We start from the raw sequence: 26064 nt of genomic DNA, 5'->3' as shown, positions 1-26064 counted from the left end.
GAAAAAATCGAAAAAAAGTTTAATTTTTTTTATTAAAATATTTTTAAGGAAAAAAACGCGCATTTTGACCGGACTGCCGCATGATAAAAGTACAGATATAATGGCTGTTTTCTGTACGGAGGACCGCAGTTGTTTCCATCGGCAGTCCCCCATTTGAATGATCAAAAACGCTGGGATTCCTATTAGAAATGAATCACCCTTGGTTCATCCGTAAATGATGCAAAGGTAGCCGTGGCATCTTTCAGGTAAAATACTTGTGTATTGCCATCGCCGGGCTGATACATGGCCTGCAGGTTCGGGTAGCCGTCCAGCATGTGCTTCTGTGCCTCTACCCTGTCATCCAGCACGGCAGTGGCCTCGATCCGCAGCCAGTGACCGCCGTCGAATGCGCAGATCTCTATTTGGGGATTAGCCAGAATCTGTCGGGAAACATTTTTTACTTTACCGGTCTGGATATAGAGTTTGTCTTCAAAGATGTCCACGGTTCCAAAGGGACGGACTCTTGGTTGACTGCCCTCTGTGGTTGCCAGATAATAAGTCCCGCATTTCTTTAGAAAATCATAGATTTCCTGCATAAAACAGACCTCCTTTGTAAATTTGACATTTTTACGCGCCTATACTAATATTATAGCAAATACATGAGAAAAAGAAAGCGCTATTTAAAAGAATAAGCGAAAATAAGCGAGGATACCCCACGATATGACCGCACTCTTCAAAAATGTCTGTCGTGGGATGAAATAACAGACAGAGCAGGAGGATGAACCTTTGAAGATAGAAGACCTGGACAGTAATTTTAAACAGGAAGCAAACAGTACACGCTTAAATTACAGGAAGGTAAAGGAAACAGAGGTAGAGATTGAGGGATTATGCCCCCATACCTGGCAGCGCCTTCCCGATGGTGTTCTGGAAGAAATAGACAGACCGGAGCTTACTGCGCTTGCCCGGCATACCAGCGGAGGTGTGCTGCGATTTCAGACAGATACCTGTATTCTGGGTTTGTGTATGGAACTGCTGGAGCCGGATTTTATGATGTCCCATATGCCCCTGACCGGAAGCGCGGGCATGGATGTATTTGTAAACGGCAGCTATGCCGCTACATTCAGGGCAGAACTGGGAGAAGATGCGGTAAAGGGAGAAATTCTTCTTTCAGGGGAAAAGTCGGAAATAACCGTATATCTGCCCCTCTACAACGGTGTGAAGGAATTATACCTGGGTATCTCAGAGAAGGCATGTATATGGAAGCCGCTTGAACATAAAGTAAGGAGGCCTATAATCTTTTATGGCTCCTCCATCACACAGGGCGGATGTGCCTCCAGAACCTCCAATGCCTATCCGGCGCTGGTGACAAGATGGCTGGATGCAGGCATGTATTGTCTTGGGTTCTCAGGCAATGCCAGAGGGGATCTGCCGATTGCCCGTTATATTGCCGGACTGCCTGCAGAATATCTGGTCTATGATTACGACTACAATGCTCCCGATGCCGCGTTTTTGAGGGAAACACATGAACCGTTTCTGGAATATATTCTTTCACATAACCCGGCGCTTCCTGTGCTTGTCATGTCACGGCCAAACCCGGAATTTAAGACAGAAGAGCTGCAGAGCAGGGAGCGCAGACAGATTATATGGGAGACGGTTTTCAAATGCAGGAAAAGAGGATATCAGGTGGATTTTCTGGACGGTGCGGAGCTGTTTGGGGAGGAAGCAAGAGAGTGCTGCACTGTGGATGGCATTCATCCCAATGATTTGGGATTTTACCGGATCGCGCAGAGGGTTTTTGGAAAAATACATGCGTTTCTCTCTTGACATTTTCGGCAGGGAATGGTATCTTAACTTTAACACAACAGCAACGAGCTGTTGCAATATGACAAATGCGAAGATAAGGATTAGTACAGATTCATATCGGATTTCAGAGAGCCGCTGGCTGGTGTGAAGCGGCAGACGCAGAATCTGGAACTGCCCTTGGAGCAGCTGCCCGAACTTTCTTTGAGAAACAGTAGGCGCAGACGGAACCCTGCCGTTATCAGAAGGGAAAGATATAAGGTGTACATATCTGTATCTTATTAAGCGTATGAAGTATATTCATAAAGTAGAGTGGTACCGCGCAGGACAGTAGTCTTTCGTCTCTATTACAAGCATATTGTAATAAAGATGGAGGGCTTTTTTTTATACCATTTGGGAAGCCAGAGAAATCCCTGGAAGTCCGGGCAGGCCGCCTGTTATTAAAGCTTAGATATAGGTATCCAAAAAAGTCAGGAGGAAAAGAGAATGAAAAATTGCAGTAAGTACAAGAGACAGTATTTCATGCCGCCGGTAAAATGTATGAAGTGGGCAGAAAAAGAGTATGTGGACAAAGCTCCCGTTTGGTGCAGTGTTGACCTGCGTGACGGCAACCAGGCACTTGTCATCCCCATGAATCTGGAACAGAAAGTGGAGTTTTTCAAACTTCTGGTGGAGATTGGATTTAAAGAGATAGAAGTGGGATTCCCGGCTGCTTCTGAAACAGAATATACATTCCTCAGAAAGCTGATCGAGGAAAACCTGATTCCGGATGATGTGACCATTCAGGTTCTGACTCAGGCCAGGGAACATATTATCAAGAAGACATTTGAGGCAGTAAAAGGAGCCAAAAATGTAATTGTTCATGTATACAATTCCACATCCCTTGCACAGCGTGAACAGGTGTTCAGAAAATCAAAGGAAGAAGTTCTGAAGATTGCAGTAGAAGGCGCTAAACTTTTAAAACAGCTCACAGAGGAAGCAGGAGAGAATTACCGCTTCGAGTACAGTCCGGAGAGCTTTACAGGAACTGAACCGGAATATGCGCTTGAGGTATGCAACGCAGTGCTTGACATCTGGCAGCCCACAGCCGACAGAAAGCCAATCATCAACCTGCCTGTAACAGTGGAGCATTCCATGCCCCATGTATACGCAAGTCAGATAGAATATATGTGTGAGAACCTGAAATACAGAGAAAACGTGATCGTATCCCTTCATCCGCACAACGACAGAGGATGTGGTGTGGCTGATTCTGAGATGGGACTTTTAGCAGGAGCTGACCGTATTGAGGGAACACTTTTCGGAAACGGCGAGAGAACCGGTAATGTGGACATCATTACCCTGGCCTTGAATATGTATTCCCAGGGTGTTGAACCGAATCTTGACTTTACCAATATGAGTGCAATCTGTGAAAAATACGAAGAGTTCACAGGAATGAAAATAAGCGAGAGAAGCCCATACTGCGGCGCGCTGGTTTTCGCAGCTTTCTCCGGTTCCCATCAGGATGCCATTGCAAAAGGCATGCACTGGCTGGATGAAAAGAAACCGGAACACTGGACTGTTCCCTATCTGCCCATTGATCCGAAAGATGTGGGAAGAAACTATGACGCAGACGTTATCCGTATTAACAGCCAGTCCGGCAAAGGCGGTGTAGGTTATATTCTGGAAACAAAATACGGCCTGAACCTGCCGGCTAAGATGCGGGAGGCCATGGGATATACAGCCAAGGCTGTCTCAGATCATACACAGAAGGAACTGCTGCCTGAGCAGATTTTCGAGCTGTTCAAAAAGACATTTGAGAACGTTACCTCTCCTCTGAAAATCCACAGTGTTCATTTCCAGCAGAAGGACGGCGGCATCACCACACAGGTGACATCCAGTTTTAACGGACGTGAGGTGACGATAGAGGCAGCCGGAAACGGACGTCTCAACGCAGTCAGCAACGCATTGAAAAAGGAATACGGGTTCCAGTATGATCTGATAACATATCAGGAACATGCATTGGAGCAGAGTTCCAGTTCCAAGGCCATTGCCTATGTGGGAATCCGCAAACCGGACGGCAGTCTTGCCTGGGGCGCAGGAGTGGATCCTGATATCATCAGGGCATCCATCGACGCGCTGGTGACAGCTATTAATAACAGATAAATATCAACAGGGCTGAATGAATATCGAAGGGTATTTGTTCAGTCCTGTTTCTTTATAAATACAGTGAAATCAGGCGGGTACAGAGGGGGAATAAATATAATAAAAGGATTATTGCTGCTGATACTATGCTCCATATGCCTTACAGCATGCAGCGGGGAAAGAAAATTAGAGATAAACACAGAAGAGATAACAAAGGACACCATTGTATCCTGTGAGGATGGAATGTTTTACGAATATATGCATTCTTATCCAGACATTCCGTCACTGGCCAGAGAAAGTGATGTGGTCGTTTATGCTGAGACAGCAGGTATAAGCTATTATATTGCCGGGGATGGTGTGTGCCGCACAAAAGCGGATATTAAAATTCTGCAGTCTTTTAAGGAAAATTATAAAAAAGGAACAAAAATTAAAATGATAAAAGATCAGGGGTATGCATCCGTAAAGGATTATATTGATTCTTTCGGAACAAAGGATGAGAGGAGAAGCTGCCGTCAAAAATATGAACAATACAGTGATGAAGCACTAAAACACATTTATGTGCTGCAGATAGAGCAAGATGATATAATGCTGGAAACAGGTCAGAAAAGTATTTATTTTCTTCAGAAGTCTGCATATTACAATACGGATGGGACGTATGCCAGAATAAACGGGCCGGAAGGAGAGTATATGGAAACAGAGGAGGGGTATTTTGCAGAAGTAAAAACATTCTGTGATTACCGCAAAAGTATAGAGACAAGGGGAGATACCGGCTCAGAGGAAGAGGAATACCAAGTTTTTACTTTGGATGAAATGGCATCTCAGATAAATGAATCAAAATAAGCATTTTCAAAATTGAGAGATCAATTTTTATGCCATCATTTTTAACATCATTTTCGCACATATGCAACAAAACAGGACTCAGCGGACACTTATAAAAAGAAGGGTAACGATTGCTGTGTATTTCAGAAAATGAGGTGAAATGATATGAAAAAAATAAAGGAAAAGAAGAGAGGCGGTATTTTTCTTTACACATTGGCATTATGTCTGGTACTGCTTACAGGGTGTTCCTCCATACAGAGACAAAGTGGCGGTGATAAAATGACCGAACCGAGGGGAAATGTGTCTTCAGAGGTGGGAAATACATCCCGGGAGGACAACGAACCGGCTGCCCGGGAGTTTGAGATTACCGGAAAAGTGATAACAGCAGATGAGAACACCATACTGTTTTTACAGGATGGGGAAGAAAATGGTGGACTGGCCGACTTTGGCACAAGTGATGTCCTGTTTTATGACCAAGAAGGAACGGAATTAGAAGCAAAGGCACTCCGGCCGGGAATGCGCATCGCGCTTTCCACAGCCGCTGACAGCACTTCTGTGGAGCGTTATCCGCTGGGAATCACAGGCGTTCACAAAGTCCGCGTTCTGGAACAGCAAAATGATGTGGTCGGCCTGTATCTTGACATCCTGAAGGCAGTCTACGGCGCAGACACGGCACTGAATGATAAGATCACCATAGCGGCTCTTGATCTGACAAAGGAAGAGAACCTTTCCAAACAGGAGAAGGAGGCCCTTCGATATCTTTTTTGGTCCTATTTGACAAATGCACAGGAAAGCCTGCCTGACGGCGGAAGTGGACATATAGATGTAATGCTGTCCACTTGGGAGGAACTGACGGAGGAAGGTTTGATCGATAAAGAAAACCTGGATTTTCCGGAAGGAATTCTGATAACCATAAAAGCAGGACAGATAAAAAATGACAGTTTCCGGTTTGATGTGGAAAAATGGCGTTCCGGTCTTGGTGCTATCGGGTATGACTCCTGCGAAGGGACATTTGAGGACGGCGCCGGAACTTACCGTCTGGGTGCGGCCTGGATATCATAAGCAGATAGAATAAAAGAAGATACAGATATTTCCACATTTTAGTGAAATAGAGGAAAAAAGCACGAAAAAGTGTATAAAATAACCATCAATAAATAAGATAATATTGTGAAGATTAGCTAAAAGACGCCCCGGCTTATTGACTTCCATTGCCCAATTATTTTATAATCCATATAATTCATGACATCAGAAACGGAACTGAGAGGTATCACTGGTGTCTATTCGAGATAAGAAAACAGGCAAAGGAAAAAGGTATGGACATTATTCGTACGATTGCGGCCGGATTTTTATTTTTGATCCGGAAGATATCTAAAAAGAGCCGGAGAACCTGTGCGCTGGTTATGACAGGGGCAGTGGTGATCGCTGCCGTGGCATTCACCTTCCATGGGCTTCATGCAGGCGGGAAAAATAATGTATATGCATCTGTGAGTGACGACAAAGATCCGCCTAACGATAAGGATGAGCCAGAGGAAGAACAGCTGTACGGTCTGGACGCAATTATTTCAGGCGTACTGATAAGTCAGGATACCCAGAGCGAAGTACATCGGCTCGGCACCTCCTGTGAGGCTGTGCTGGTAGGGCAGAGAACAGGAAAAAAGGTGCAGGAATCACATTTTGATTTCAGTGAAGAGACAGCCAGCAGTGTGGCTGAACTGGAGAATCATTCCATCGGCGCTTCTGAGAGTCTCCTCAGGATGACGGACCAGGATTATGAGACGCTTCTTAAAATTGTGGAGGCGGAAGCCGGCGGAGAGGATATCAAAGGCCGTATTTTGGTGGCAAATGTGATCTTCAACCGGGTGAAAAGCCCTGATTTTCCCAACAGTATTCACGATGTGGTGTGGGAGAATTCGGACGGAAGTCCCCAGTTTTCTCCTACGGTTGACGGCAGAATCGATACGGTCACCGTTTCAGAGGGGACCAGAGAAGCGGTCAACCGGGCGATAGACGGGGAGGATTACTCCCAGGGTGCACTGTTCTTCATGGAAGAGGCTTATGCGGAACAGCACAATATTAAATGGTTTAAAGAGGATTTAAAATTTTTATTCCAATATGGGGTACATGATTTTTTCACGTATCCGTAAAGAAGAAAGGACTTAAAAAAGATGGAGATTTTGTACAAGAGCACAAGAGGAACAGGGGAATGCGTAAAGGCATCCGAGGCAATTTTAAAAGGACTCTCAAAGGACGGCGGACTGTTCGTACCCACAAGTATTCCCAGGCTGGATATTCCCATGGAAAAATTGGCGGAGATGACTTATCAGGAGATTGCTTATGAGGTTATGAGCCGTTTTCTGACCGATTTTACAGAGGAAGAGTTAAAGGCATGTATTGCCAGAGCCTATGATTCCAAATTCGATACAGAGGAGATCGCCCCTCTGGTAAAGGCAGGCGGCGCATATTATCTGGAGCTGTTTCACGGAGCGACCATAGCGTTCAAGGATATGGCACTTTCCATCCTGCCCCATCTTTTGACCACCTCCGCAAAGAAAAATCATGTAAAAAATGAGATCGTTATCCTCACTGCCACATCAGGCGATACAGGCAAAGCAGCTATGGCCGGTTTCGCAGATGTGCCCGGTACAAGGATCATTGTCTTTTATCCCAAGAATGGTGTCAGCCCCATCCAGGAAAAACAGATGGTGACACAGAAGGGAAATAATACATATGTGGTAGGAATCACAGGCAATTTTGATGATGCCCAGACCGCAGTGAAAAAAATGTTCAATGACAAGGCCATGGAGGAGGAGCTTGACAAGGCAGGCTTCCAGTTCTCTTCTGCCAACTCCATCAATATCGGCCGTCTGGTGCCTCAGGTGGTGTACTATGTTTACGCTTACGTGAACCTTTTCAAGAACGGTGAGATAAAAGATGGTGAAAAAATTAACGTAACAGTGCCCACCGGAAACTTCGGAAACATTCTGGCAGCTTATTATGCCAAGAATATGGGCCTGCCGATCGATAAATTGATCTGTGCCTCCAATGAGAACAAAGTTCTCTTTGACTTTTTCTCTACCGGAAGCTATGACAGGAACCGTGACTTCATTCTGACCTCCTCTCCATCCATGGATATCCTTATATCCAGCAACCTGGAAAGGCTTATTTACCGCATTGCAGGGGAAAATGCGGACAAAAACCGGGAGATGATGGAGCAGCTTACCAAGGGCGGAACCTATCAGATCACAGAGGAAATGCGTGGCCAGCTTGCTGATTTCTATGGCAATTTTGCTACAGAGGAGGAGACTGCCCAGGCTATAAAGGCTCTTTATGAGGATACAGGCTACGTGATTGACACCCATACAGCGGTTGCTGCCTGTGTTTACGGAAAATACACAGATGAGACCGGGGACAGCACCAAGACGGTCATCGCCTCCACAGCCAGTCCGTTTAAATTCACAAGAAGCGTCATGAACGCCATTGACAGCAAATATGATGCCATGGGTGATTTCGAGCTGGTGGATGAATTGTCCAAAATTGCAAATGTGAAGGTTCCCAATGCCATTGAGGAGATCCGTACAGCCCCTGTTCTGCACGATACCGTGGTGGACGTTCCTGATATGCCTGCCGCAGTAAAAAATGTGCTCGGAATTTAAAAAATAAAAATTCTATAAAATGTAAAAAAATCGTCAAGAAAATACATTGTTAAAGTATTGACTTTTAAAAACTAACATGAGATAATAAATTGACTTTGAGATAAGATTAAGGAGGAAACCATATGTCAACAAAAGCATATTACCCAATCAACGAGATTGGAGCAGGCAAAACTGGCTTCAGCAAAACTCGTTCCATTATTGAAGCAGCATTCTATGGCAACAATGTTGTTAAGGTTAACACATTAAAAGAGGCATATGAATTAGCGAAGAACTCACCTGGAACAGTCGTTACAGATATGCCTGTTTATAGAGGCGAAGAGTTTGGTCTTGAGAGAGATGCTAAAGTTTTATTATTCAACGATGGTGCTATCACAGGACGTTATGCAGCAGCACGCCGTATTGCCGGAGAACCAGGTGTTGACTGCGCGGCTCTTGACAAAGTGGCTATGGATGCTATTTATGAAGCCCGCTGGAAAACCATGTATCATGCAGAGGTATATGTAGGTCTGGACCCAGAATTCATGGTAAAAGCTCACCTGCTGATTCCGGAAGGCGAAGAGAACATCATGTACTCCTGGATGCTGAACTTCCAGTATATGTCTGATGACTATGTAAAAATGTATAAAAATTCCCAGCCTGTAGGCGGCGGAAAAGAAGCAGATATTTTTATCTTCTCAGATCCTCAGTGGGCACCTGCAAGCCGTCCGGGCGTTGACTTCAGCTGCTTAAGCGATCCGCAGACTCTGTGCTACTTCAACACAGACCAGAACTGTGCTTGTATCCTTGGTATGAGATACTTCGGTGAGCACAAAAAAGGTACTCTGACCATGGCTTGGGCAATTGCCAACAGAAATGGTTATGCAGCATGCCACGGCGGACAGAAAGAGTACACACTGGCTGACGGCTCCAAATACGTTGCTTCTGTATACGGTCTGTCAGGATCAGGTAAATCTACCATCACACATGCAAAACACAATGGCAAATACGAGATCAAGGTTCTGCATGATGATGCATTCATCATCAACACAGATACTTGTGCTTCCGTAGCGTTAGAGCCTACATACTTCGATAAAACTCAGGATTATCCTGCAGGATGCGATGACAACAAGTTCCTTCTGACATCTATGAATAACTCTGCTACATTAGACGAGGATGGAAACATCCAGCTTGTAACAGAAGATATCAGAAATGGTAACGGACGTGCGATCAAATCCAAACTGTGGGCACCGAACCGCGTTGACAAGATCGACGAGCCGGTTAACGCAATCTTCTGGATCATGAAAGACCCGACCATTCCGCCGGTAGTGAAATTAAAAGGTGCTTCTTTAGCATCTGTAATGGGCGCTACTCTGGCTACAAAACGTTCTTCAGCAGAGCGTCTTGCACCGGGCGTTGACCCGAATAAGCTGGTTGTTGTTCCTTACGCTAACCCGTTCAGAACATATCCGTTAGCTGATGACTACGAGAAATTCAAAAAACTGGTTGAAGAGAAAAATGTAGACTGCTACATCATCAACACAGGCGATTTCATGGGCAAGAAAGTACAGCCGAAAGATACTTTAGGTATCCTGGAAGCAATCGTAGAGAAGAAAGCAGACTTCAAACCTTGGGGACCGTTCTCCGATATCGAAATCTTCGATTGGGAAGGATTCGTTCCGGATATGAATGATGCAAGCTACGTTGATCAGCTCAGAGCTCGTATGAATGACCGTGTCAATGAGATCAAAGCTTTTGAGACAAAGAAAGATGGATATGACAAACTTCCTGCTGACGCTTTAGAGGCAATCCAGAAAGTTGTTGAAGAGCTGAAATAATTCAGTCTTGTAATAGAAATCTTGCGGACCGTCAGTGATGGCGGTCCGTTTTCCTGTTTCATACCCGGAGATATTCAAAGGTCCTCGGGCAGCGGAGAAAATATATGATGGATTTGGAATATGCAAAAGAAAGTTTCCGGCAATATCTCAATCATTACGACAGAAGCGACGATAAGATCATGCTGAAGGAAGTCCATACCTTCTGCGTCCTGGATGCAGCGGACTATATCTGCAGGGAAGAGAAGATTTCCAAGGAAGACCACGAACTGGCTCTTCTCATAGCTCTGCTTCACGATATCGGACGGTTTGAACAGTTGAAGACCTTCCACAGCTATGACGACAATTTGTTTGACCATGCCGAGTTCGGCGTAAAGGTCCTCTTTGAGGACGGCATGATCAGGCAGTTTATCCGCGATGACAGTTATGACCCCATCATCAGGACAGCGATTGCCTGTCATTCCCTCTATGAAATACCAAAGGAAGTAGAGGGAAGGGAACTCCTGCACTGCAGGATCATCAGGGATGCGGATAAACTGGATAATTTCAGGGTAAAGAATACGGAGAAGGCTGAGGCCATCTTTGGCATTTCTGCAGAACAGGTAGGGCTTGAACCTGTCTCAGAAAACATCTTGAACGCCATAAGAGAACACCGCTGTATCCGGCGGGGGGAGAGAACCACGCATATGGATATGTGGATATCCTATCTGGCTTTTATCTTTGACTTAAACTTCCCTTCCAGTTTCCTTTACATTAAGAATCAGGACTACATGAACCGGAATATAGACCGCATTCCTTATGGGAATCCGAAGACAAAGGCGGATATGGAAGAAGTGCGTTCTATCTGTAATATTTATATTGAAGAAAAAATTTATTAAGTGTGTGCATTTTTGTTGAAAAAGTTCATATACTAGAGTATAATAAAGATACGAAGTAATCCTGGGGTGTGCGATGCTCCTACAGTTTTTGAACCTACATTTCTTTAAACGGGATTCCTATATTTCTGTTCAGATGTCAGGCCGTCATTGCGCAGCGGAAGGCAGAAGAACAGTTGCGGTTGCCCACCTGGCTTAGGCTAGGAGTCAGAAAGTAGGAAACGGCATCCTGGGATTATTAATATAACAGCAGGTTTGCTGATATATATGAATAGTGGACATTTGCAGCAGGAACGCCGCATTTGATGCGAGAGTCTGAAGAATCAGACTCTTTTTGTTTATAACAATAGGAACATGGACCCTCAGGGGAATGCGCAGTTGGCGCAGCAGGCAGATGACCGCACGCTTCGGCGCAGGAGTCCGGCAGGCAGGACTCATTGATATTAAATCATGAAAAACAGGAGATGAAGACATGGGAGTGACAAAAAAGAGCTTTGGAAAAAGTCCTGAAGGAAAAGATGTATTTCTCTATGAACTGAAAAATGAAAATGGTGTGGCAGCTTCTGTTACAGATTTCGGTGCCATACTGGTCAGCGTGATGGTTCCGGATAAAAATAAAAAGCTGACCGATGTGGTTCTTGGCTATGATACCGTGGAAGGGTATTATGAGAATAAACCTCATTTCGGTTCCCCCATCGGCAGGAACGGAAACCGTATCGGCGGAGCAAAATTCATCATTAACGGAAAAGAATATGTGCTGGCTCAGAATGACAACAAAAATAATTTACATAGCGGCCCGGATTTCTACCGTACCCGCGTATGGGATGTGGAAGAAGTAAAGGAGCAGGAGAACAGCATAACCTTCCGTATCTTCAGCCCGGACGGTGACCAGGGATTCCCCGGAAACTTTACCGGATATGTAACCTATAAGCTCACAGATGACAATGAGCTGGTTATGCATTATACGGGAAGTGCAGACGCGGATACTGTGGTGAACATGACAAACCATTCCTACTTTAACCTGGCAGGACATAATGCCGGAGCGGAGAGCATGCTGAATCATGTGGTTCAGATCCATGCACCGGAATTCACCCCGGTATCTGATTCCGAAGCTATTCCCACAGGGGTGATCCTGAAGGTGGAGGGCACACCCATGGACTTTACTTCTCCAAAGAAGATCGGACAGGATGTGGAGGCTGACTATGAACAGCTCATCTTCGGAGGCGGCTATGACCATAACTATGCACTTTGCAGGGAGAAGGGCGAGGTGAAAGAAGCAGCCGCTGCTCACAGTGATGAGACAGGCATTACCATGAAGGTGTTCACAGATCTTCCCGGCATGCAGTTCTACATCGGTAATTTCATCAACAACGAGAACGGAAAGGGAGGCAGTGTCTATACAAAGCGTGCCGGCTTCTGTATGGAGACGCAGTATTATCCCAATGCCTGCAATGAGGCTAATTTCCAGTCCTCTGTTCTGAAAGCCGGAGAGAAATACGATACTACCACAATTTATCAGTTTGTAACTGAAGCGTAGGCATAAAAAAGAAGACGGGCTGCCGCAGGCAGGCACGCCGGCGCCGGATTTCGGTGCGGACGGCCTTGGGGCAGCCCGTTTTCTGTCCCGTAAGAAGGCGGGGAAAATAAAAGAGACAACAGGAGGCAAAACATGGAGTCCAGATTATTGAGAAACAAATATTTCTTGTATGTAACAGAGTTTTTTTCCGGCATGTCTGTGATGGCTGTGGAACTGGGGGCAAGCAGGCTTATGGCGCCCTATTTCAGTTCTTCCCAGATCGTGTGGACCGTTATCATCGGAGTGATCATGATCGCAATGGCGATTGGAAATGTGTGGGGCGGACGCTCTGCGGACAAACGTCATGATCCGGACAGGCTGTATCGGAGGCTTTTGATCGCTGCCATATGGATCGCGTTGATACCGTTTGCCGGCAGATATCTGATCGCGGGGATATCTCTGCTTTTGGCAGTTTTTATAAAGTCTAATTTTCTGGTCTGGGCAGCGCTTTTTACCTGTCTGGCAATCTTCGCGTTTCCCTGTGTACTGCTGGGAACCGTGACACCGTCTCTGGTGAAGTTTTCCGTGAGTAATCTGGATGACAACGGAAAGACAGTGGGAGAGCTGGGCGCTTTGAACACCATCGGCAGTATTATCGGTACTTTTCTCCCTACATTTGTCACCATTCCGGCAGTGGGGACTGCAGCCACATTCCTGATATTTTCAGCGGTTCTGGCAGCTATCGCGGTGGTGTACTTTGTGACAGTCAAAAGAAAAAGAGGACTTTGTATCGGAACCGCTGTCGTGCTTCTCGTTTTGGCAGCGCTGACACCGGGATTCAGTTTCGCTTTCTGGGAGAAGGATGTGACACTGGAGGATGAGTCCATCTATAATTATCTGCAGGTAAAAGACAGTGAAGACCAGACGATTCTGTCCACCAATGTGCTTTTCGGCGTGCAGTCCATCAAGGCGAAGAACCGGGAACTGACAGGCATGTATTATGACTATGCGCTGGCAGCCCCGGTGATGGCAGGCATTCACACAAAAAAAGATAACAACGTGATGATACTGGGGCTTGGGAGCGGTACCTTTGCCGATTACTGTGACCGGTATTTTCCGGGAACCAAAATCCAGGGGGCAGAGATTGATGAGAAGATAGCGGATATCGCAACGGACTATTTCGGGCTGCCTGACAGTGTGGAAGTGGCAGTGGAGGATGGCAGAGCCTATCTGACAGCCTCTGAGGAAGCCTATGATGTGATCATGGTGGACGCCTACCAGGATATCACCATCCCTTTTCAGATGTCCTCTGTTGAATTTTTCAGCCAGGTGGAAAGCCATCTGAAGAAGAACGGGGTGATGGTGGTCAATATGAATATGAAATCCAGCTCCGAGGATTCCATCAATGACTATCTCTGTGATACCATAGCCTCTGTGTTCAAATATGTGTACACCGTGCCTGTGGACGGCGGAACCAATATGGAGGTCTTTGCCTCCAACGAGGCGGGTCTTCCGGAAATGCTTAAGAAAAACACGGAAAAACTTCCAGATGGAGAGCTAAAGGGCATGATGGAAACCGTATCGGCTGAACTTACCGGATATGAGGGAAAAGACAGGATACTGACCGATGACAAGGCACCTGTAGAGCTTCTGGGAATGAAAGTCTTAGATGAGATCATAGGGGAAGAACTGGATTATTACAGGGAACTGTATCTGGGATAAGCCGGAAAATTTCTCAAAGGGTATGAAATCTTTTCTTCTTTCATATATTAATATATGGACTGGAAGCAGAAATTAAAATGGAAAATGCTGATCATACTGCTTGCCGTAATCGGAATCGTGATTGTATGGCAGGCAAACAGAGCGGGAGTGAGAAGACAGGAAAGTTACCGGACGCAGAGCCTGCAGGAAAATATGATAAAAGAAAATGAGCGGGCCAGCGCCGGTCTGACTCTGCCGGCATCCTCCCAGAACCATGCAGAAGCAGAGGAAAACGGACAGGAGAGTGCTGCAGAAACTGCAGACACAGATTCTCAGGCTGATGATACAGAGCAGGATGACAGTCAGCCTGCCGAAACACCAAAGAGTGAATCGGCAGCGGCGGCTGTACAGGAACCCAGGATTTCCGTACTGCTTATGACAGACGGATATAAGGGATATACACACCAGAGTGTAAGTCTGCAGTTTCATGGCAGTTATCATCTTCAGGGAAGCCAGGAAATGGATTATGCAGACGGTGAGACCTTGGAGCTGACCGCGGACAGTTCTCTTTTTAAGGATGGAAAGCTGGAGCTTCGGGCAGACGGAGAGGAAAACAGGGCAACCCTGCTGTCAGTGGAAAGACAGCAGGGTAATCCTGCCTACAGGGGCGATTTTACGGTCTATCAGGAGCAGGGAGGTCTGCGCCTTGTGAATACTCTGCCTTTGGAGGAATATCTGTACGGTGTGGTACCCAGTGAAATGCCGGCGTCCTACGACAAGGAAGCCCTGAAAGCCCAGGCAGTCTGCGCCAGAACGTACGCCTGTGTGCAGATGCAGAAAAGCGCGCTGTCGGATCTGGGGGCCCAGGTGGATGACAGTGTAGCCTATCAGGTCTATCAAAACGGCGGGGAGGCTGCCGAGGCCAATGCTGCTGTGGATGAGACAAAAGGAGAGATCCTGGAAAGCAATGGTCAGCCAATCACCGCCTATTATTTCTCCACATCCAGCGGAAAAACCAGCACGGATGAGGTGTGGGAGGTTTCCGCTCCTGCCTCCTACCTAAAAAGCGTGGACTGCAGTTATGACGCACAGGAGCCGTGGCATCAGTGGAGCATCTCCTTTTCCCGGGAACGCCTGCTGGAAGCCGTACAGACAAAATACGCGGGGGTAAAGGAAATATATGGGATTGATGTGGAGAAGACAGGAGACAGCGGTGTTGTCATGAGCCTGGCATTGGACACAGATCAGGGAGTCTACAATATCAGCAATGAGTACGATATACGTGCCCTGCTGTCCCCGGACGGACTGTCCATAACAAGGCAGGACGGCTCTGTGGTGAAGGGCTCCAATCTTCTTCCAAGCGCGTATTTTACACTGGAGGAACAGAGGGATGAAAATAATGTGCTCACAGGTTATGTGATAAAGGGCGGCGGTTACGGTCACGGCGTAGGCCTGAGTCAGAACGGTGCAAAAGGAATGGCAGAAGCGGGAATGGGTTACCAGGAGATACTTGCATACTTTTACCAGGATGTTGAGCTGGCTGACATCAGCAGCATTCTGTGAAACTTGTCATCCGAAGGGGCACATGCTATAATGGGAAAATAATGCAGAATTTACATGCGGGTGCAGATAAAATGAAGATACTAAAAAGTGTGGTGCGCACAGTCACCGGATTTATGGAAAATATGAATAAGAACCATGTGTCAGCCTACTCTGCACAGGCTGCTTATTTTATCATACTTTCCTTTATCCCATTTATGCTCCTTCTCATGACTTCTGTGCGGTATACGCCCCTTAACAGACAGGAAGTGATCAATGCGGTAATGCAGATCTGCCCCGAGAGCTTTGAGACCTTTATCCAGGGCATAGTCAATGAAGTGTATGAGAAATCCCTGACTGTTGTCCCTCTCTCCGGTGTCATTGCCCTGTGGTCCGCAGGCAAAGGAATCCAGTCGCTTACCAATGGATTCAACTGTATTTATCAGGTAAAAGAGACCAGGAATTATATTGTGACAAGAATACGGTCTGTATTTTACACCCTTGTCTTTGTCATTGCCATTATACTGACGCTGATCCTTCAGGTCTTCGGCAACAGTCTGCAGAGGGAGCTGAGCAAGCACCTGCCGTTTCTCGACAAGCTGGTGTCCATGATCATCAGCATGCGAGTGACCATCACCCTGCTGGCCCTGTGTGTGGTGTTCCTTTTTCTGTATAAATTTGTGCCAAACAGGAAGGCTACCTTCCGAAGCCAGATGCCCGGGGCGGTGTTTACGGCAGTGAGCTGGTCTGCATTTTCCTTCGGATTTTCCCTTTATTTTGATTATTATGAGGGAACGTCGAACATGTACGGAAGCATGACAACCATCATACTGATCCTTTTGTGGATGTACTTCTGTATGAATATCATGATGATCGGCGCACAGATCAACTGCTATTTTGAGGAAAAATTCAAATGGGTGCATCAGGTGGCAACGGAAACCCTTAAAAGGGAATATCAGCAGTTAATAGGAAGGGATGACGAGGAAGAAGAGGGAGAAACAGAGGATTCTATAAAGAAATCGGAAGAAAAAGACAGAAAAGCTGACAAACCTTCTTGACAGATTGCAGATTAATGGCTAAAATGGTTTACAGACAATACATGAAAAAGGCTGTGAAGGTGTCAGTAGATGTTTATCTTCTGTCAGAGATGAGGAGTCACCGGCTGCAAGCTCCTCTCAGTTCAGATAACCATTGAGATTCCCACCGGAGCCGCATTTCTGAAGCAGCAGTAGGAAATGCCGTCACTGTGCGTTAAACAGATATGAGTGCCCACTGTAATTTTGACAGATGGGAACAAGGGTGGTACCACGGACTTTACAGGCTTCGTCCCTTTCGGGCGGGGTCTTTTTTTATTGTCAGAAATAAAATCATAAGGAGATAACTATGAAAGAAAAATTACAGCGGATTCAGGAAGAAGCTGCAAAGCGCATCCAGGAGTCGGATTCCCTGGACAAATTAAACGATGTACGTGTTGCTTTCCTTGGAAAAAAAGGAGAGCTGACAGCAGTTTTAAAGGGTATGAAAGAGGTAGCTGCTGAGGACAGGCCAAAGGTCGGACAGTGGGTAAATGAGACACGTGCCCAGATTGAAAAGCATCTGGAAGACACAAAAGTAAAGCTGGAAGCAGCCGTTATGGAAGAAAAACTGAAAGCAGAAGTGATCGATGTTACTCTTCCGGCTAAGAAAATGGAAATCGGCCACAGACATCCCAACACCATAGCGCTGGAGGAAGTGGAGCGTATCTTCATCGGTATGGGCTATGAAGTGGTGGAAGGCCCGGAAGTGGAGTACATGGACTACAATTTCACAAAACTGAACATTCCGGAGGGACATCCTGCAAGAGATGAACAGGATACCTTCTTCATTGATGATAAGATCTGCCTGCGTTCCCAGACTTCCCCGGTACAGGCGCGTACCATGGAAAAGGGAAAACTGCCCATCCGTATGATCGCACCGGGACGCGTGTTCCGTTCCGACGAGGTGGATGCAACCCATTCTCCTTCCTTCCACCAGATTGAAGGACTTGTCATTGACAAACACATTACCTTTGCAGACTTAAAAGGAACGCTGGAAGAATTTGCAAAAGAGCTGTTCGGACCGGAGACAAAGACAAAATTCCGTCCCCATCATTTCCCGTTCACAGAGCCAAGCGCAGAGGTGGATGTCTCCTGCTTCAAATGCGGAGGCAAAGGCTGCCGTTTCTGTAAAGGCTCCGGCTGGATCGAGATTCTGGGCTGCGGCATGGTACATCCTCATGTTCTTGAAATGTGCGGCATTGACCCGGAAGAATACACAGGCTTCGCCTTTGGTGTGGGACTGGAGCGTATTGCACTGCTGAAATATGAGATTGATGATATGAGACTTCTGTACGAAAACGACACCAGATTCCTGAAACAGTTCTGATCGCGGAGAAGAAAATGATCAGGAGATCCTGAGGCAGAATAATAATTATAGAGGAGAACAACAATGAATACATCTTTATCATGGATTAAAATGTATGTGCCGGATCTGGACGTTACGGCACAGGAATATACAGATGCAATGACCTTATCCGGAACCAAAGTGGAAGGCTTTGAGAAGCTGGATGCGGATTTGGATAAAATCGTCATCGGACAGATTGAGAAGATCGAACGCCATCCGGACGCGGACAAGCTGATCATCTGCCAGGTCAATGTGGGAACAGAGACGGTTCAGATCGTGACCGGTGCGCCGAATGTAAAAGAGGGTGACAAGGTTCCTGTCGTTCTGGACGGAGGCCGTGTCGCAGGCGGTCACGACGGCAAAAAGACACCGGGCGGTGTTTTGATCAAAAAAGGGAAACTGCGCGGCATTGAGTCCTGCGGCATGATGTGCTCCATTGAGGAGCTGGGTTCCACCAGGGAATTTTATCCGGAAGCTCCGGAATACGGTATTTACATTTTCCCGGAGGACGCTGTGGTCGGTGAGAGCGCTATTCACGCGCTGGGTCTGGATGACGTGGTATTTGAATATGAGATCACTTCAAACCGTGTGGACTGTTACAGTGTGATCGGTATTGCAAGGGAGGCAGCAGCAACTTTCAATAAGAAATTCATTCCTCCGGCAGTGGAAGTAAAAGGAAATCAGGAGGACGCCCATGATTACATCAAGGTGACCGTGGAAGATAAGGATCTGTGCCCGCGTTACTGCGCAAGGGTGGTAAAGAATGTTAAGATCGGCCCTTCACCAAAATGGATGCAGCGCTGCCTGGCGGCAAACGGTATCCGTCCGATCAACAATCTGGTGGATATCACCAACTATGTGATGGAAGAATACGGACAGCCCATGCACGCCTACGATATGGATACGATTGAGGGACAGGAGATCATTGTGCGCCGCGCTTCTAAGGATGAGAAGTTTGTGACACTGGACGGACAGGAACGTGTTCTGGATGATTCCGTGCTGATGATCTGCGACGGCAGAAAGCCGGTGGGAATTGCAGGTATCATGGGAGGAGAGAACTCCATGATCACAGACAGCGTAAGTACGGTATTATTTGAGGCTGCCTGCTTTGACGGTGTAAATATCCGCCTTTCCAGCAAGAAAGTGGGACTCAGGACAGATGCCTCCGGCAAATTCGAGAAGGGCCTTGATCCCAACAATGCGCAGGCAGCCATTGACAGAGCCTGCCAGTTGATTGAAGAGTTTGGCTGCGGTGAAGTTGTGGGCGGAATGGTTGATGTGTATGCAAAAGTGAAAGAGCCGGTCCGTGTTGCATTTGAGCCGGAGAAAATAAACGATCTGCTGGGTACAGAACTTTCCAGGGAGGAAATGCTCTCCTATCTTGCAAAAGTGGAGCTGGCATATGACGAGAAGACAAATGAGATCGTAGCGCCTACTTTCCGCGCGGATATTTTCCGTACCGCGGACATTGCGGAGGAAGTGGCACGTTTCTACGGATACGACAATATTCCTACCACACTTCCTAAGGGAGAAGCTACCACGGGCAAACTGCCGTTTAAGCTGCGTATTGAGCAGGTTGCGAGAGATATGGCAGAGTGCAACGGATTTTCACAGGGATACTGCTATTCCTTTGAAAGCCCCAAGGTATTTGACAAGCTGCTGATCCCGGCAGAGGATGAGCTTCGCAAAGTGATCACCATTTCCAATCCTTTAGGCGAAGATTTCAGCATTATGAGAACCACACCGCTGAACGGTATGCTCCAGTCCCTGGGAACAAACTATAAGAGAAGAAATAAAGATGTGCGTCTCTATGAGCTGGGCAATGTATATCTGCCGAAGGAACTGCCCCTTAAGGATCTGCCGGAGGAGAGAATGATGTTCACTCTCGGCATGTACGGTGCCGGTGACTTCTTTGCCATGAAAGGTGTTGTGGAGGAATTCCTGGATAAGATCGGAATGCATGAGAAAGAGGAATATGACCCGAAATCAGGCAAACCGTTCCTGCATCCCGGACGCCAGGCTGACATCATCTACAAGGGAACCGTGATCGGCTATCTGGGTGAGGTACACCCGGCTGTAGCGGACACCTACGGCATTGGCGAGAGAGCTTATGTTGCAGTGCTGGAGATTCCGGCTATTCTGGAGTTCGCAACTTTTGACAGGAAATACGAAGGAATCGCCAAATTCCCTGCAGTGAGCCGCGATATCAGTATGGTAGTGCCGAAACACGTACTGGCAGGAGAGATTGAGCATGTACTTGTACAGCGCGGCGGCAAGATTCTGGAGAGTTACAAACTCTTCGATATCTATGAGGGAAGCCAGATCAAAGACGGATTCAAGTCACTGGCATACTCTGTAACCTTCCGTGCAAAAGATAAGACACTGGAGGAGGCTGAGATCACAGCAGCCATGAAGAAAATCTTAAACGGGCTTGAGGGCCTTGGAATAGAACTGCGTAAATAAGACAAAGCGCGGTTTGCAGAAATTTTAGGAGAGCAGGTAATATGAAGCTTTATATTATCCGTCACGGGGAAACCTCCTGGAATGTCCAGAGAAGGCTTCAGGGGGCCTCTGACACGGATTTGAATGAAAACGGCATTACTCTGGCAAAGCGGACAGGGGAGGCTTTAAAAGAAATTCCCTTTGACCTCTGCTTTACCAGCCCGTTAAAACGGGCTAAAATGACTGCAGAACTGATACTGGCCGGAAGGAATATCCCCATATACGACGATGAACGTCTCCGGGAAATCTCCTTCGGCGAATGGGAAGGGCGGGATTCCGCCCTTTTGCCTGCCCATATGCTGGATAATTTTTTCCACCATACAGAGGTGTATGAGCCTCCGAAGGGTGGGGAGAGTATCAGGGAAATCTGCACAAGGACAAAGGACTTTTTCCAGGAGCTTATATGCAGGGAAAAACTGCAGGATAAAACACTGCTCATTGCGTCCCACGGATGCGCCGTGCGGGCACTTTTACAGAATGTCTATCCGGATGCGGAGATCAGAAATTTCTGGCATGGCTGTGTTCCGCCAAACTGCGGCGTAAATATTGTGGAGGTCGCAGACGGAAGGGCAGAGCTTTTGGAAGAGGATGTTGTATTTGGCTGACAGGGATAAAGGAGAAAAAATGAAGACATCAGATTTTTATTATGATCTGCCGGAGGAACTGATCGCGCAGGACCCTCTTGCCGACCGTTCCGCTTCCAGGCTGCTGCATCTGGACCGGGAAACAGGAGAGATCGAGCATACGGATTTTAAACATATCACCAGGTACCTGAACCCGGGAGACTGCCTTGTCATCAATGACACGAAGGTCATTCCCGCCCGTCTGTACGGAAGCAAGGTGGGAACCGATGCAGGGATTGAGATACTGCTTCTGAAAAGAAAAGGCGACAATGTGTGGGAGACACTGGTAAAGCCCGGAAAAAAGGCAAAACCGGGCACGGTCATCCGTTTCGGTGACGGACTTCTCACAGGGGAAGTCATTGATGTGGTGGAGGAGGGAAACCGTCTGATCAAATTCAGTTATGAAGGGATTTTTGAGGAAATCCTGGATAAGCTGGGTGAGATGCCTCTTCCCCCGTATATCACCCACAAGCTGGAGGATAAAAACAGATACCAGACCGTTTACGCGAAGAAGGAAGGGAGTGCCGCAGCGCCTACCGCAGGCCTTCATTTTACGGAGGAGCTGCTTGAGGAGATACGGCAGATGGGCGTCAATATTGCCCATGTCACACTGCATGTAGGGCTTGGGACTTTCCGCCCGGTAAAAGTAGATGATGTGGAGAAGCATCATATGCATTCGGAATTCTATGTGGTGGAGGAAGACCAGGCAGAACTGATCAATGAAACCAGGAAAAACGGCGGCAGGATCATTTCCGTGGGAACTACAAGCTGCAGAACCCTGGAATCCGCTGCGGATGAGAACGGAAACCTTCAGGCAAAAAGCGGATGGACAGAGATCTTTATCTATCCGGGGTATCAGTTTAAGATCATTGACGGACTGATCACCAATTTCCATCTGCCGGAATCTACACTGCTGATGCTCGTCTCGGCTTTGGCTGGGAAAGAGAATATTATGAGGGCTTATGAGGAAGCGGTGGAGGAGAGGTATCGGTTCTTTTCGTTTGGGGATGCTATGTTTATCGGGTGAGTAAGTTTTTAGGAGAAAATAGGACCCGCAAAAGTGCAGGATTACTGTGCATTTGCGGGTCCTTATATATTCTGCACAGCGTTGATTTCAATTTGAATTCAGGCTATAATATACTTAAAGAGCTTGGAGGAGCAGTCTTTTTATGAAACCCGGCGGCTGTTATTAAAAACGACAGATGATGTCTGAAACGGGCAGCGCAGGGGGCTTTCATGTCGGGAAGCCTGGGTATCGGAACGGTCGGGCGGAAATCATGAGGTATCCTTTAATGAGGATAATAATTAACAACCATAAACGTCACCTGCATTTCCTGCTGATTGATATACGTGTGGCTGATGGAAGAGTCAAAGACAAAGGCCTCCCCCTCATGCAGCGTATAATCCATAATTTCTGTATGAATCACCAGTTCACCTGAAATGATATAGATATATTCCTGGGCCTTGTCCGTATGTCCGATGGAAGTGTTGGCGCAGCCTCCATCCAGTTCAACATAGAACAGCTCAAAATTTCTCACCGGTGTACTTCTGAAATAGCAGTATACCCGGTAGCCGTCTGTTTCGCCGGTCTGCATAGTGGCCTCTGAACGGCGGACAACCGTGGTTTCCTTTTCGATTCCGTCGATCAGTTTCGTATACGGCACGTTGAGTCCGCCTGCAATTTTCCATATGGTGTTAATGGTTGGATTGCTGTCCCCTTTTTCAATATCTGAAAGCATTGCTTTGCTGATGCCGGACATTTTGGACAACTGTCCCAGTGTCAGGTTGCGTTCTCTTCTGAGTTCTTTCAAATTTACAGCAATTATTTTACCTAATTCCATAAATATTCCTTTCCTGCTTGACAGATATATCGAACGATCGTAAGATATATATAACGAAATGTTCGGTAAATCTGACGAATGTCAATTATTCTCTTATCCATTATATGAAATAAGAGCAATAAAATCAAGTTGAAAAGGAGCGGCTGTGTTATGAAAAAAAAGGCGTTTCGTGCTGCGCTGCCATACACACTTCCCATCTGTGTTGCATTTCTCTTTCTGGGAATGTCCTATGGATTTCTCATGCGGAGCAAGGGTTTTTCTTTTGTCTATCCAATGTGTATGAGCCTGTTTATCTATGCGGGGTCTATGGAGTTTGTGACAGTGGATCTGCTGCTGTCGGCGTTTCATCCGTTCTCTGCGTTTTTGCTTGCGCTTATGGTGAATGCCCGCTATCTCTTCTACGGGATACCTATGCTGAAAAGGTATAAAAACTGCGGATGGAAGAAAGTGTTTCTGATCTTCGGAATGTGTGATGAAGTGTTTTCCATCAATTGTACGGTCAACCCCCCTGAGGATGTGGACAAAGGCTGGTTTATGCTGTTTGTCACCTGGCTGGGGCAGCTTTACTGGGTTTCAGGGGCAACGCTGGGAGCGCTTCTGGGATATGTGATACACTTTGACACAAAAGGGATTGAGTTTATTATGACCGCGCTTTTCTGGGTCATGTTCCTGAATCAGTGGGAGGATAAGAAGGGACATCTGCCGGCGCTTGTGGGGCTTGGCGGTTCTTTTCTCTGCCTGTTTATCTTTGGCAGCCAGAACTTTATGCTGCCGGCTATGGTACTGATCGTATTGTGTTTTACTGCTCTGAGAGGCAGTATGATTCCGGAGGTGGAGCAATGACAGTTATGCAGAGTATTATCACGATCTTAGCGGTTGCATTGGGGACGATGCTGACCAGGTTTCTGCCCTTTGTGGTATTTCCCGACAGCAAAAACCCACCGCAGTTTATTACATATCTGGGAACGGTTTTTCCCTATGCCGTTATCGGTCTTCTGGTTGCCTACAGCCTGAAAGACTTTGTGGGTACAGGCAGCCACGGGATTCCGGAAATCCTGGCCATCCTGTTTATCACCGCAGTACACAGGTGGAAGAAAAATATGCTTCTGAGTATCAGCGCGGGAACTGTGTTGTACATGTTTTTCGTGCAGGCGGTGTTTTAACGCACACCCCTCTTAAAAAAGAGAGAGAACCGAAAGATGATTTCTTTGGTTCTCTCTCTTTTTTGGGTATAGCGGCTACATAAGCTGTATGGAAGGCAGCAGGCGAAAGGCTTCAAAATCAAATCCGCATCTGCAAAGCGCGTCATCCGCAGCGGAAAATTTCCACACAGCCAGTTGTCCAATCGCATCCGCACATGAGAGAAAATCATTTGTCTTCAGCGTGTGGATGATCATTTCTGCGTATTCCACACATTTTCTTTGTGAATCACTCTCTTTTAACCCGGTCATTATGGGATATCCCCAGAGCATCAGTTCAAATAGTTTAAAATAAATTTCTCTTATCCCCGCGCATGGATGGTATTCTGCAATATATTTAACGATATGCAGAAGAGTAAGCTCACTGCGGTCAAAAGTAAGGTCATGCTCCAAAACCTGGAGAAGTGCATTTTTACTCTGCCTGGTAAGTTTTTTCAGAAACGTCTGTGATACATCCCGGCAGGTATACTTAACCAGCTCAAGGGCCTGGATGAAAAAGGCAAGGCTGCGGCGGATGGAAGGGATGCCGCAGTCCATGGGAAGCCAGCTCTCCTCCATGGAAAAAATGCGGGTGCCTTTTCCGTTGATAGACTGCGCGGCGCCTAACTGGCAGAGCAGTCGGATCGTCCGGCGGGCAGTGCTGACAGATACACCGTAAAGTTCTGCCATTTTTTCATAAGAAGGCAGAAAGTGTGTCTCGTGGTAATGACCGAGATAGATCTGGTGCAGGATATGTGACGCCAGACTGTAGCAGATTTCCGGGCGTTCCCGGTATATGTGCCAGATGAAAGGCGTCTGTTCTTCTTTTGGTACCGGGACTGTCTGTTCGGCATAAAATTCAACCAGATGTTTCCTGTTCGTTCTCTGAAAATGCAGGAAACCGCTGTGAACGGCTTGAAAATCCTTTTCTTTACCGGAGCGGATGAGGTTCTTCAGGCTTCTGCGTATTTTATTTAAATCATATAGTTCAGAAGATCTTTTTGCCTTCAGAAAAGGCAGGCCCTGGTAAAGGGAGGACTCCCATAAAAGGTTCATGACCAGGGAATTGTTCAGCTTTTGAAGGGCGAATGAATAGAATCTCATTAAATCATCCGCTGCCAGCCGATCTGCCAATTCCAGAAGACAGGTAAAATCCTTCTCTTCCATAAGCCGAAAGCTTTCCGTGAGCAGAGAAGAGAAAATCATTTCATTTGCCGGATAAAAGTCAGCAAAACGGTCCATACGTGCGGAGAGAAACCGGACGGCAGAAGCAGGGTCTGCATGCGACGTATTTACTTTTGTGGCTTTTCCTCCGCAGGTTATGATATATCCCTCATCCCGAAGCTGTTTCAGCGCTGTCTTGACGGTTAAGGTTGAGACACGGAAATCCCGGCTGAGTGTTTCAATGGGAGGCAGAGTGTCACCCTCTGTATAATACCCGAATTGTATGCGCATGGAATAGAATTGATAGATCAAATCAGAAAAACTCTGCCCATTGTACAAGTTTCATTCCCCTCTTTTCTTTGGCTTTTTCTCTATTCTACCATCACCACAGACGAAATTCCATAAAATGTTGCGTATTTTATTCCTGTGAATTATAATAAGGTTAACATGAACAAGGTATATGTGAACATGGATGACAGGAAACAGGTGTCACATGTAAAGAGATTTTAAGGTGTGAAGGG

Annotated in this window: 21 protein-coding genes, 1 other RNA gene and 2 other annotated features; of the genes, 19 read left to right on the top strand and 3 right to left on the bottom strand. The window is 46.7% G+C overall.

Features of this window, described 5'->3' with window-relative positions; all coding sequences use genetic code 11:
• Positions 1 to 182: 182 nt before the first annotated feature.
• Complete coding sequence (locus LC508_RS05950) at positions 183 to 575, bottom strand: pyridoxamine 5'-phosphate oxidase family protein (protein WP_033140396.1); 393 nt, start codon at positions 573 to 575, stop codon at positions 183 to 185.
• Between the two features lie 190 nt (positions 576 to 765).
• Here LC508_RS05950 and LC508_RS05945 point away from each other — a divergent pair, with 190 nt between their 5' ends.
• The 17 genes from LC508_RS05945 (at position 766) to queA (ending at position 22387) form a co-directional block, all read left to right on the top strand.
• Positions 766 to 1803 (top strand): SGNH/GDSL hydrolase family protein, encoded by a 1038-nt coding sequence (locus tag LC508_RS05945; protein WP_103732998.1) that lies wholly within the window; start codon positions 766 to 768, stop codon positions 1801 to 1803.
• 61 nt (positions 1804 to 1864) lie between these two features.
• Positions 1865 to 2128, top strand: a binding site (T-box leader).
• 137 nt (positions 2129 to 2265) lie between these two features.
• Positions 2266 to 3921 (top strand): 2-isopropylmalate synthase, encoded by a 1656-nt coding sequence (locus LC508_RS05940; RefSeq protein WP_033140394.1) that lies wholly within the window; start codon positions 2266 to 2268, stop codon positions 3919 to 3921.
• 222 nt (positions 3922 to 4143) lie between these two features.
• Positions 4144 to 4740, top strand: a complete 597-nt coding sequence (locus LC508_RS05935; protein ID WP_147396174.1) for a hypothetical protein — start codon at positions 4144 to 4146, stop codon at positions 4738 to 4740.
• A 144-nt stretch (positions 4741 to 4884) separates the two neighbouring features.
• A complete protein-coding gene (locus LC508_RS05930) occupies positions 4885 to 5781 on the top strand; it encodes a hypothetical protein (protein ID WP_118594092.1) in 897 nt (298 codons plus the stop codon).
• A 251-nt stretch (positions 5782 to 6032) separates the two neighbouring features.
• Positions 6033 to 6863 carry a cell wall hydrolase gene (locus LC508_RS05925; RefSeq protein WP_081960216.1) on the top strand — a complete coding sequence of 277 codons (831 nt, stop codon included), beginning with the start codon at positions 6033 to 6035 and terminating at the stop codon, positions 6861 to 6863.
• A gap of 21 nt (positions 6864 to 6884) precedes the next feature.
• The gene (gene thrC, locus LC508_RS05920; protein ID WP_033140391.1) at positions 6885 to 8372 is read left to right on the top strand and encodes a threonine synthase; all 1488 of its coding nucleotides are present in this window, start codon (positions 6885 to 6887) and stop codon (positions 8370 to 8372) included.
• Positions 8373 to 8494: 122 nt separating this feature from the next.
• Positions 8495 to 10186 carry a phosphoenolpyruvate carboxykinase (ATP) gene (locus LC508_RS05915; RefSeq protein WP_033140390.1) on the top strand — a complete coding sequence of 564 codons (1692 nt, stop codon included), beginning with the start codon at positions 8495 to 8497 and terminating at the stop codon, positions 10184 to 10186.
• A 104-nt stretch (positions 10187 to 10290) separates the two neighbouring features.
• A complete protein-coding gene (locus LC508_RS05910; protein ID WP_054351186.1) occupies positions 10291 to 11061 on the top strand; it encodes an HD domain-containing protein in 771 nt (256 codons plus the stop codon).
• A 55-nt stretch (positions 11062 to 11116) separates the two neighbouring features.
• A non-coding RNA gene (gene ssrS / locus LC508_RS05905) (6S RNA) lies at positions 11117 to 11298 on the top strand.
• 232 nt (positions 11299 to 11530) lie between these two features.
• Positions 11531 to 12595, top strand: a complete 1065-nt coding sequence (locus tag LC508_RS05900) for an aldose epimerase family protein (protein WP_054351187.1) — start codon at positions 11531 to 11533, stop codon at positions 12593 to 12595.
• 132 nt (positions 12596 to 12727) lie between these two features.
• Positions 12728 to 14296, top strand: coding sequence for a spermidine synthase (locus tag LC508_RS05895; RefSeq protein ID WP_033140388.1), 1569 nt, complete (start codon positions 12728 to 12730; stop codon positions 14294 to 14296).
• A gap of 84 nt (positions 14297 to 14380) precedes the next feature.
• On the top strand, positions 14381 to 15838 hold the full coding sequence (locus tag LC508_RS05890) for a SpoIID/LytB domain-containing protein (RefSeq protein ID WP_033140588.1): 1458 nt from the start codon (positions 14381 to 14383) through the stop codon (positions 15836 to 15838).
• Positions 15839 to 15909: 71 nt separating this feature from the next.
• Positions 15910 to 16872: a YihY/virulence factor BrkB family protein gene (locus LC508_RS05885; protein WP_033140587.1), complete on the top strand. Its 963-nt coding sequence runs from the start codon at positions 15910 to 15912 to the stop codon at positions 16870 to 16872.
• Positions 16873 to 16916: 44 nt separating this feature from the next.
• Positions 16917 to 17148: a binding site (T-box leader), on the top strand.
• Between the two features lie 49 nt (positions 17149 to 17197).
• Positions 17198 to 18217, top strand: a complete 1020-nt coding sequence (gene pheS / locus LC508_RS05880) for a phenylalanine--tRNA ligase subunit alpha (protein ID WP_033140387.1) — start codon at positions 17198 to 17200, stop codon at positions 18215 to 18217.
• 63 nt (positions 18218 to 18280) lie between these two features.
• Positions 18281 to 20698 (top strand): phenylalanine--tRNA ligase subunit beta, encoded by a 2418-nt coding sequence (gene pheT, locus LC508_RS05875; protein ID WP_103731614.1) that lies wholly within the window; start codon positions 18281 to 18283, stop codon positions 20696 to 20698.
• 41 nt (positions 20699 to 20739) lie between these two features.
• The gene (locus tag LC508_RS05870) at positions 20740 to 21342 is read left to right on the top strand and encodes a histidine phosphatase family protein (RefSeq protein ID WP_033140385.1); all 603 of its coding nucleotides are present in this window, start codon (positions 20740 to 20742) and stop codon (positions 21340 to 21342) included.
• Positions 21343 to 21361: 19 nt separating this feature from the next.
• Positions 21362 to 22387 (top strand): tRNA preQ1(34) S-adenosylmethionine ribosyltransferase-isomerase QueA, encoded by a 1026-nt coding sequence (queA, locus tag LC508_RS05865; RefSeq protein WP_103731616.1) that lies wholly within the window; start codon positions 21362 to 21364, stop codon positions 22385 to 22387.
• Positions 22388 to 22649: 262 nt separating this feature from the next.
• Here the strand turns inward: queA and LC508_RS05860 are convergent, their stop codons facing one another.
• The gene (locus tag LC508_RS05860) at positions 22650 to 23201 is read right to left on the bottom strand and encodes a helix-turn-helix domain-containing protein (protein ID WP_054351190.1); all 552 of its coding nucleotides are present in this window, start codon (positions 23199 to 23201) and stop codon (positions 22650 to 22652) included.
• 150 nt (positions 23202 to 23351) lie between these two features.
• Between LC508_RS05860 and LC508_RS05855 the strand changes: the two genes are divergently transcribed.
• Together LC508_RS05855 and LC508_RS05850 are read left to right on the top strand one after the other, a co-directional pair.
• The gene (locus LC508_RS05855; RefSeq protein ID WP_033140372.1) at positions 23352 to 24044 is read left to right on the top strand and encodes an AzlC family ABC transporter permease; all 693 of its coding nucleotides are present in this window, start codon (positions 23352 to 23354) and stop codon (positions 24042 to 24044) included.
• Positions 24041 to 24364: a branched-chain amino acid transporter permease gene (locus LC508_RS05850; protein WP_054351191.1), complete on the top strand. Its 324-nt coding sequence runs from the start codon at positions 24041 to 24043 to the stop codon at positions 24362 to 24364. Before LC508_RS05855 ends, LC508_RS05850 begins: the two co-directional genes overlap by 4 nt.
• A gap of 75 nt (positions 24365 to 24439) precedes the next feature.
• Here the strand turns inward: LC508_RS05850 and LC508_RS05845 are convergent, their stop codons facing one another.
• Positions 24440 to 25882, bottom strand: coding sequence for a GntR family transcriptional regulator (locus LC508_RS05845; protein ID WP_103731615.1), 1443 nt, complete (start codon positions 25880 to 25882; stop codon positions 24440 to 24442).
• Positions 25883 to 26064 lie beyond the last annotated feature (182 nt).

Source organism: Blautia parvula (genome assembly GCF_020215665.1).
In the GTDB taxonomy this organism is placed as follows: domain Bacteria; phylum Bacillota; class Clostridia; order Lachnospirales; family Lachnospiraceae; genus Blautia; species Blautia celeris.
The sequence above is the reverse complement of the archived record's forward strand: the minus strand, read 5'-3'. Positions and strand labels throughout refer to the sequence as shown.

Bases quoted from the DNA above. Each gene is read 5' to 3' on its own strand.
- LC508_RS05935 (WP_147396174.1), top strand. From the start codon at position 4,144: ATGTTTTACGAATATATGCATTCTTATCCAGACATTCCGTCACTGGCC.
- LC508_RS05860 (WP_054351190.1), bottom strand. From the start codon at position 23,201: ATGGAATTAGGTAAAATAATTGCTGTAAATTTGAAAGAACTCAGAAGA.
- LC508_RS05915 (WP_033140390.1), top strand. From the start codon at position 8,495: ATGTCAACAAAAGCATATTACCCAATCAACGAGATTGGAGCAGGCAAA.
- LC508_RS05900 (WP_054351187.1), top strand. From the start codon at position 11,531: ATGGGAGTGACAAAAAAGAGCTTTGGAAAAAGTCCTGAAGGAAAAGAT.
- LC508_RS05940 (WP_033140394.1), top strand. From the start codon at position 2,266: ATGAAAAATTGCAGTAAGTACAAGAGACAGTATTTCATGCCGCCGGTA.
- LC508_RS05930 (WP_118594092.1), top strand. From the start codon at position 4,885: ATGAAAAAAATAAAGGAAAAGAAGAGAGGCGGTATTTTTCTTTACACA.
- LC508_RS05925 (WP_081960216.1), top strand. From the start codon at position 6,033: ATGGACATTATTCGTACGATTGCGGCCGGATTTTTATTTTTGATCCGG.
- LC508_RS05950 (WP_033140396.1), bottom strand. From the start codon at position 575: ATGCAGGAAATCTATGATTTTCTAAAGAAATGCGGGACTTATTATCTG.
- thrC (WP_033140391.1), top strand. From the start codon at position 6,885: ATGGAGATTTTGTACAAGAGCACAAGAGGAACAGGGGAATGCGTAAAG.
- LC508_RS05885 (WP_033140587.1), top strand. From the start codon at position 15,910: ATGAAGATACTAAAAAGTGTGGTGCGCACAGTCACCGGATTTATGGAA.
- pheT (WP_103731614.1), top strand. From the start codon at position 18,281: ATGAATACATCTTTATCATGGATTAAAATGTATGTGCCGGATCTGGAC.
- LC508_RS05895 (WP_033140388.1), top strand. From the start codon at position 12,728: ATGGAGTCCAGATTATTGAGAAACAAATATTTCTTGTATGTAACAGAG.
- LC508_RS05870 (WP_033140385.1), top strand. From the start codon at position 20,740: ATGAAGCTTTATATTATCCGTCACGGGGAAACCTCCTGGAATGTCCAG.
- LC508_RS05850 (WP_054351191.1), top strand. From the start codon at position 24,041: ATGACAGTTATGCAGAGTATTATCACGATCTTAGCGGTTGCATTGGGG.
- LC508_RS05910 (WP_054351186.1), top strand. From the start codon at position 10,291: ATGATGGATTTGGAATATGCAAAAGAAAGTTTCCGGCAATATCTCAAT.
- pheS (WP_033140387.1), top strand. From the start codon at position 17,198: ATGAAAGAAAAATTACAGCGGATTCAGGAAGAAGCTGCAAAGCGCATC.
- LC508_RS05855 (WP_033140372.1), top strand. From the start codon at position 23,352: ATGAAAAAAAAGGCGTTTCGTGCTGCGCTGCCATACACACTTCCCATC.
- LC508_RS05890 (WP_033140588.1), top strand. From the start codon at position 14,381: ATGCTGATCATACTGCTTGCCGTAATCGGAATCGTGATTGTATGGCAG.
- queA (WP_103731616.1), top strand. From the start codon at position 21,362: ATGAAGACATCAGATTTTTATTATGATCTGCCGGAGGAACTGATCGCG.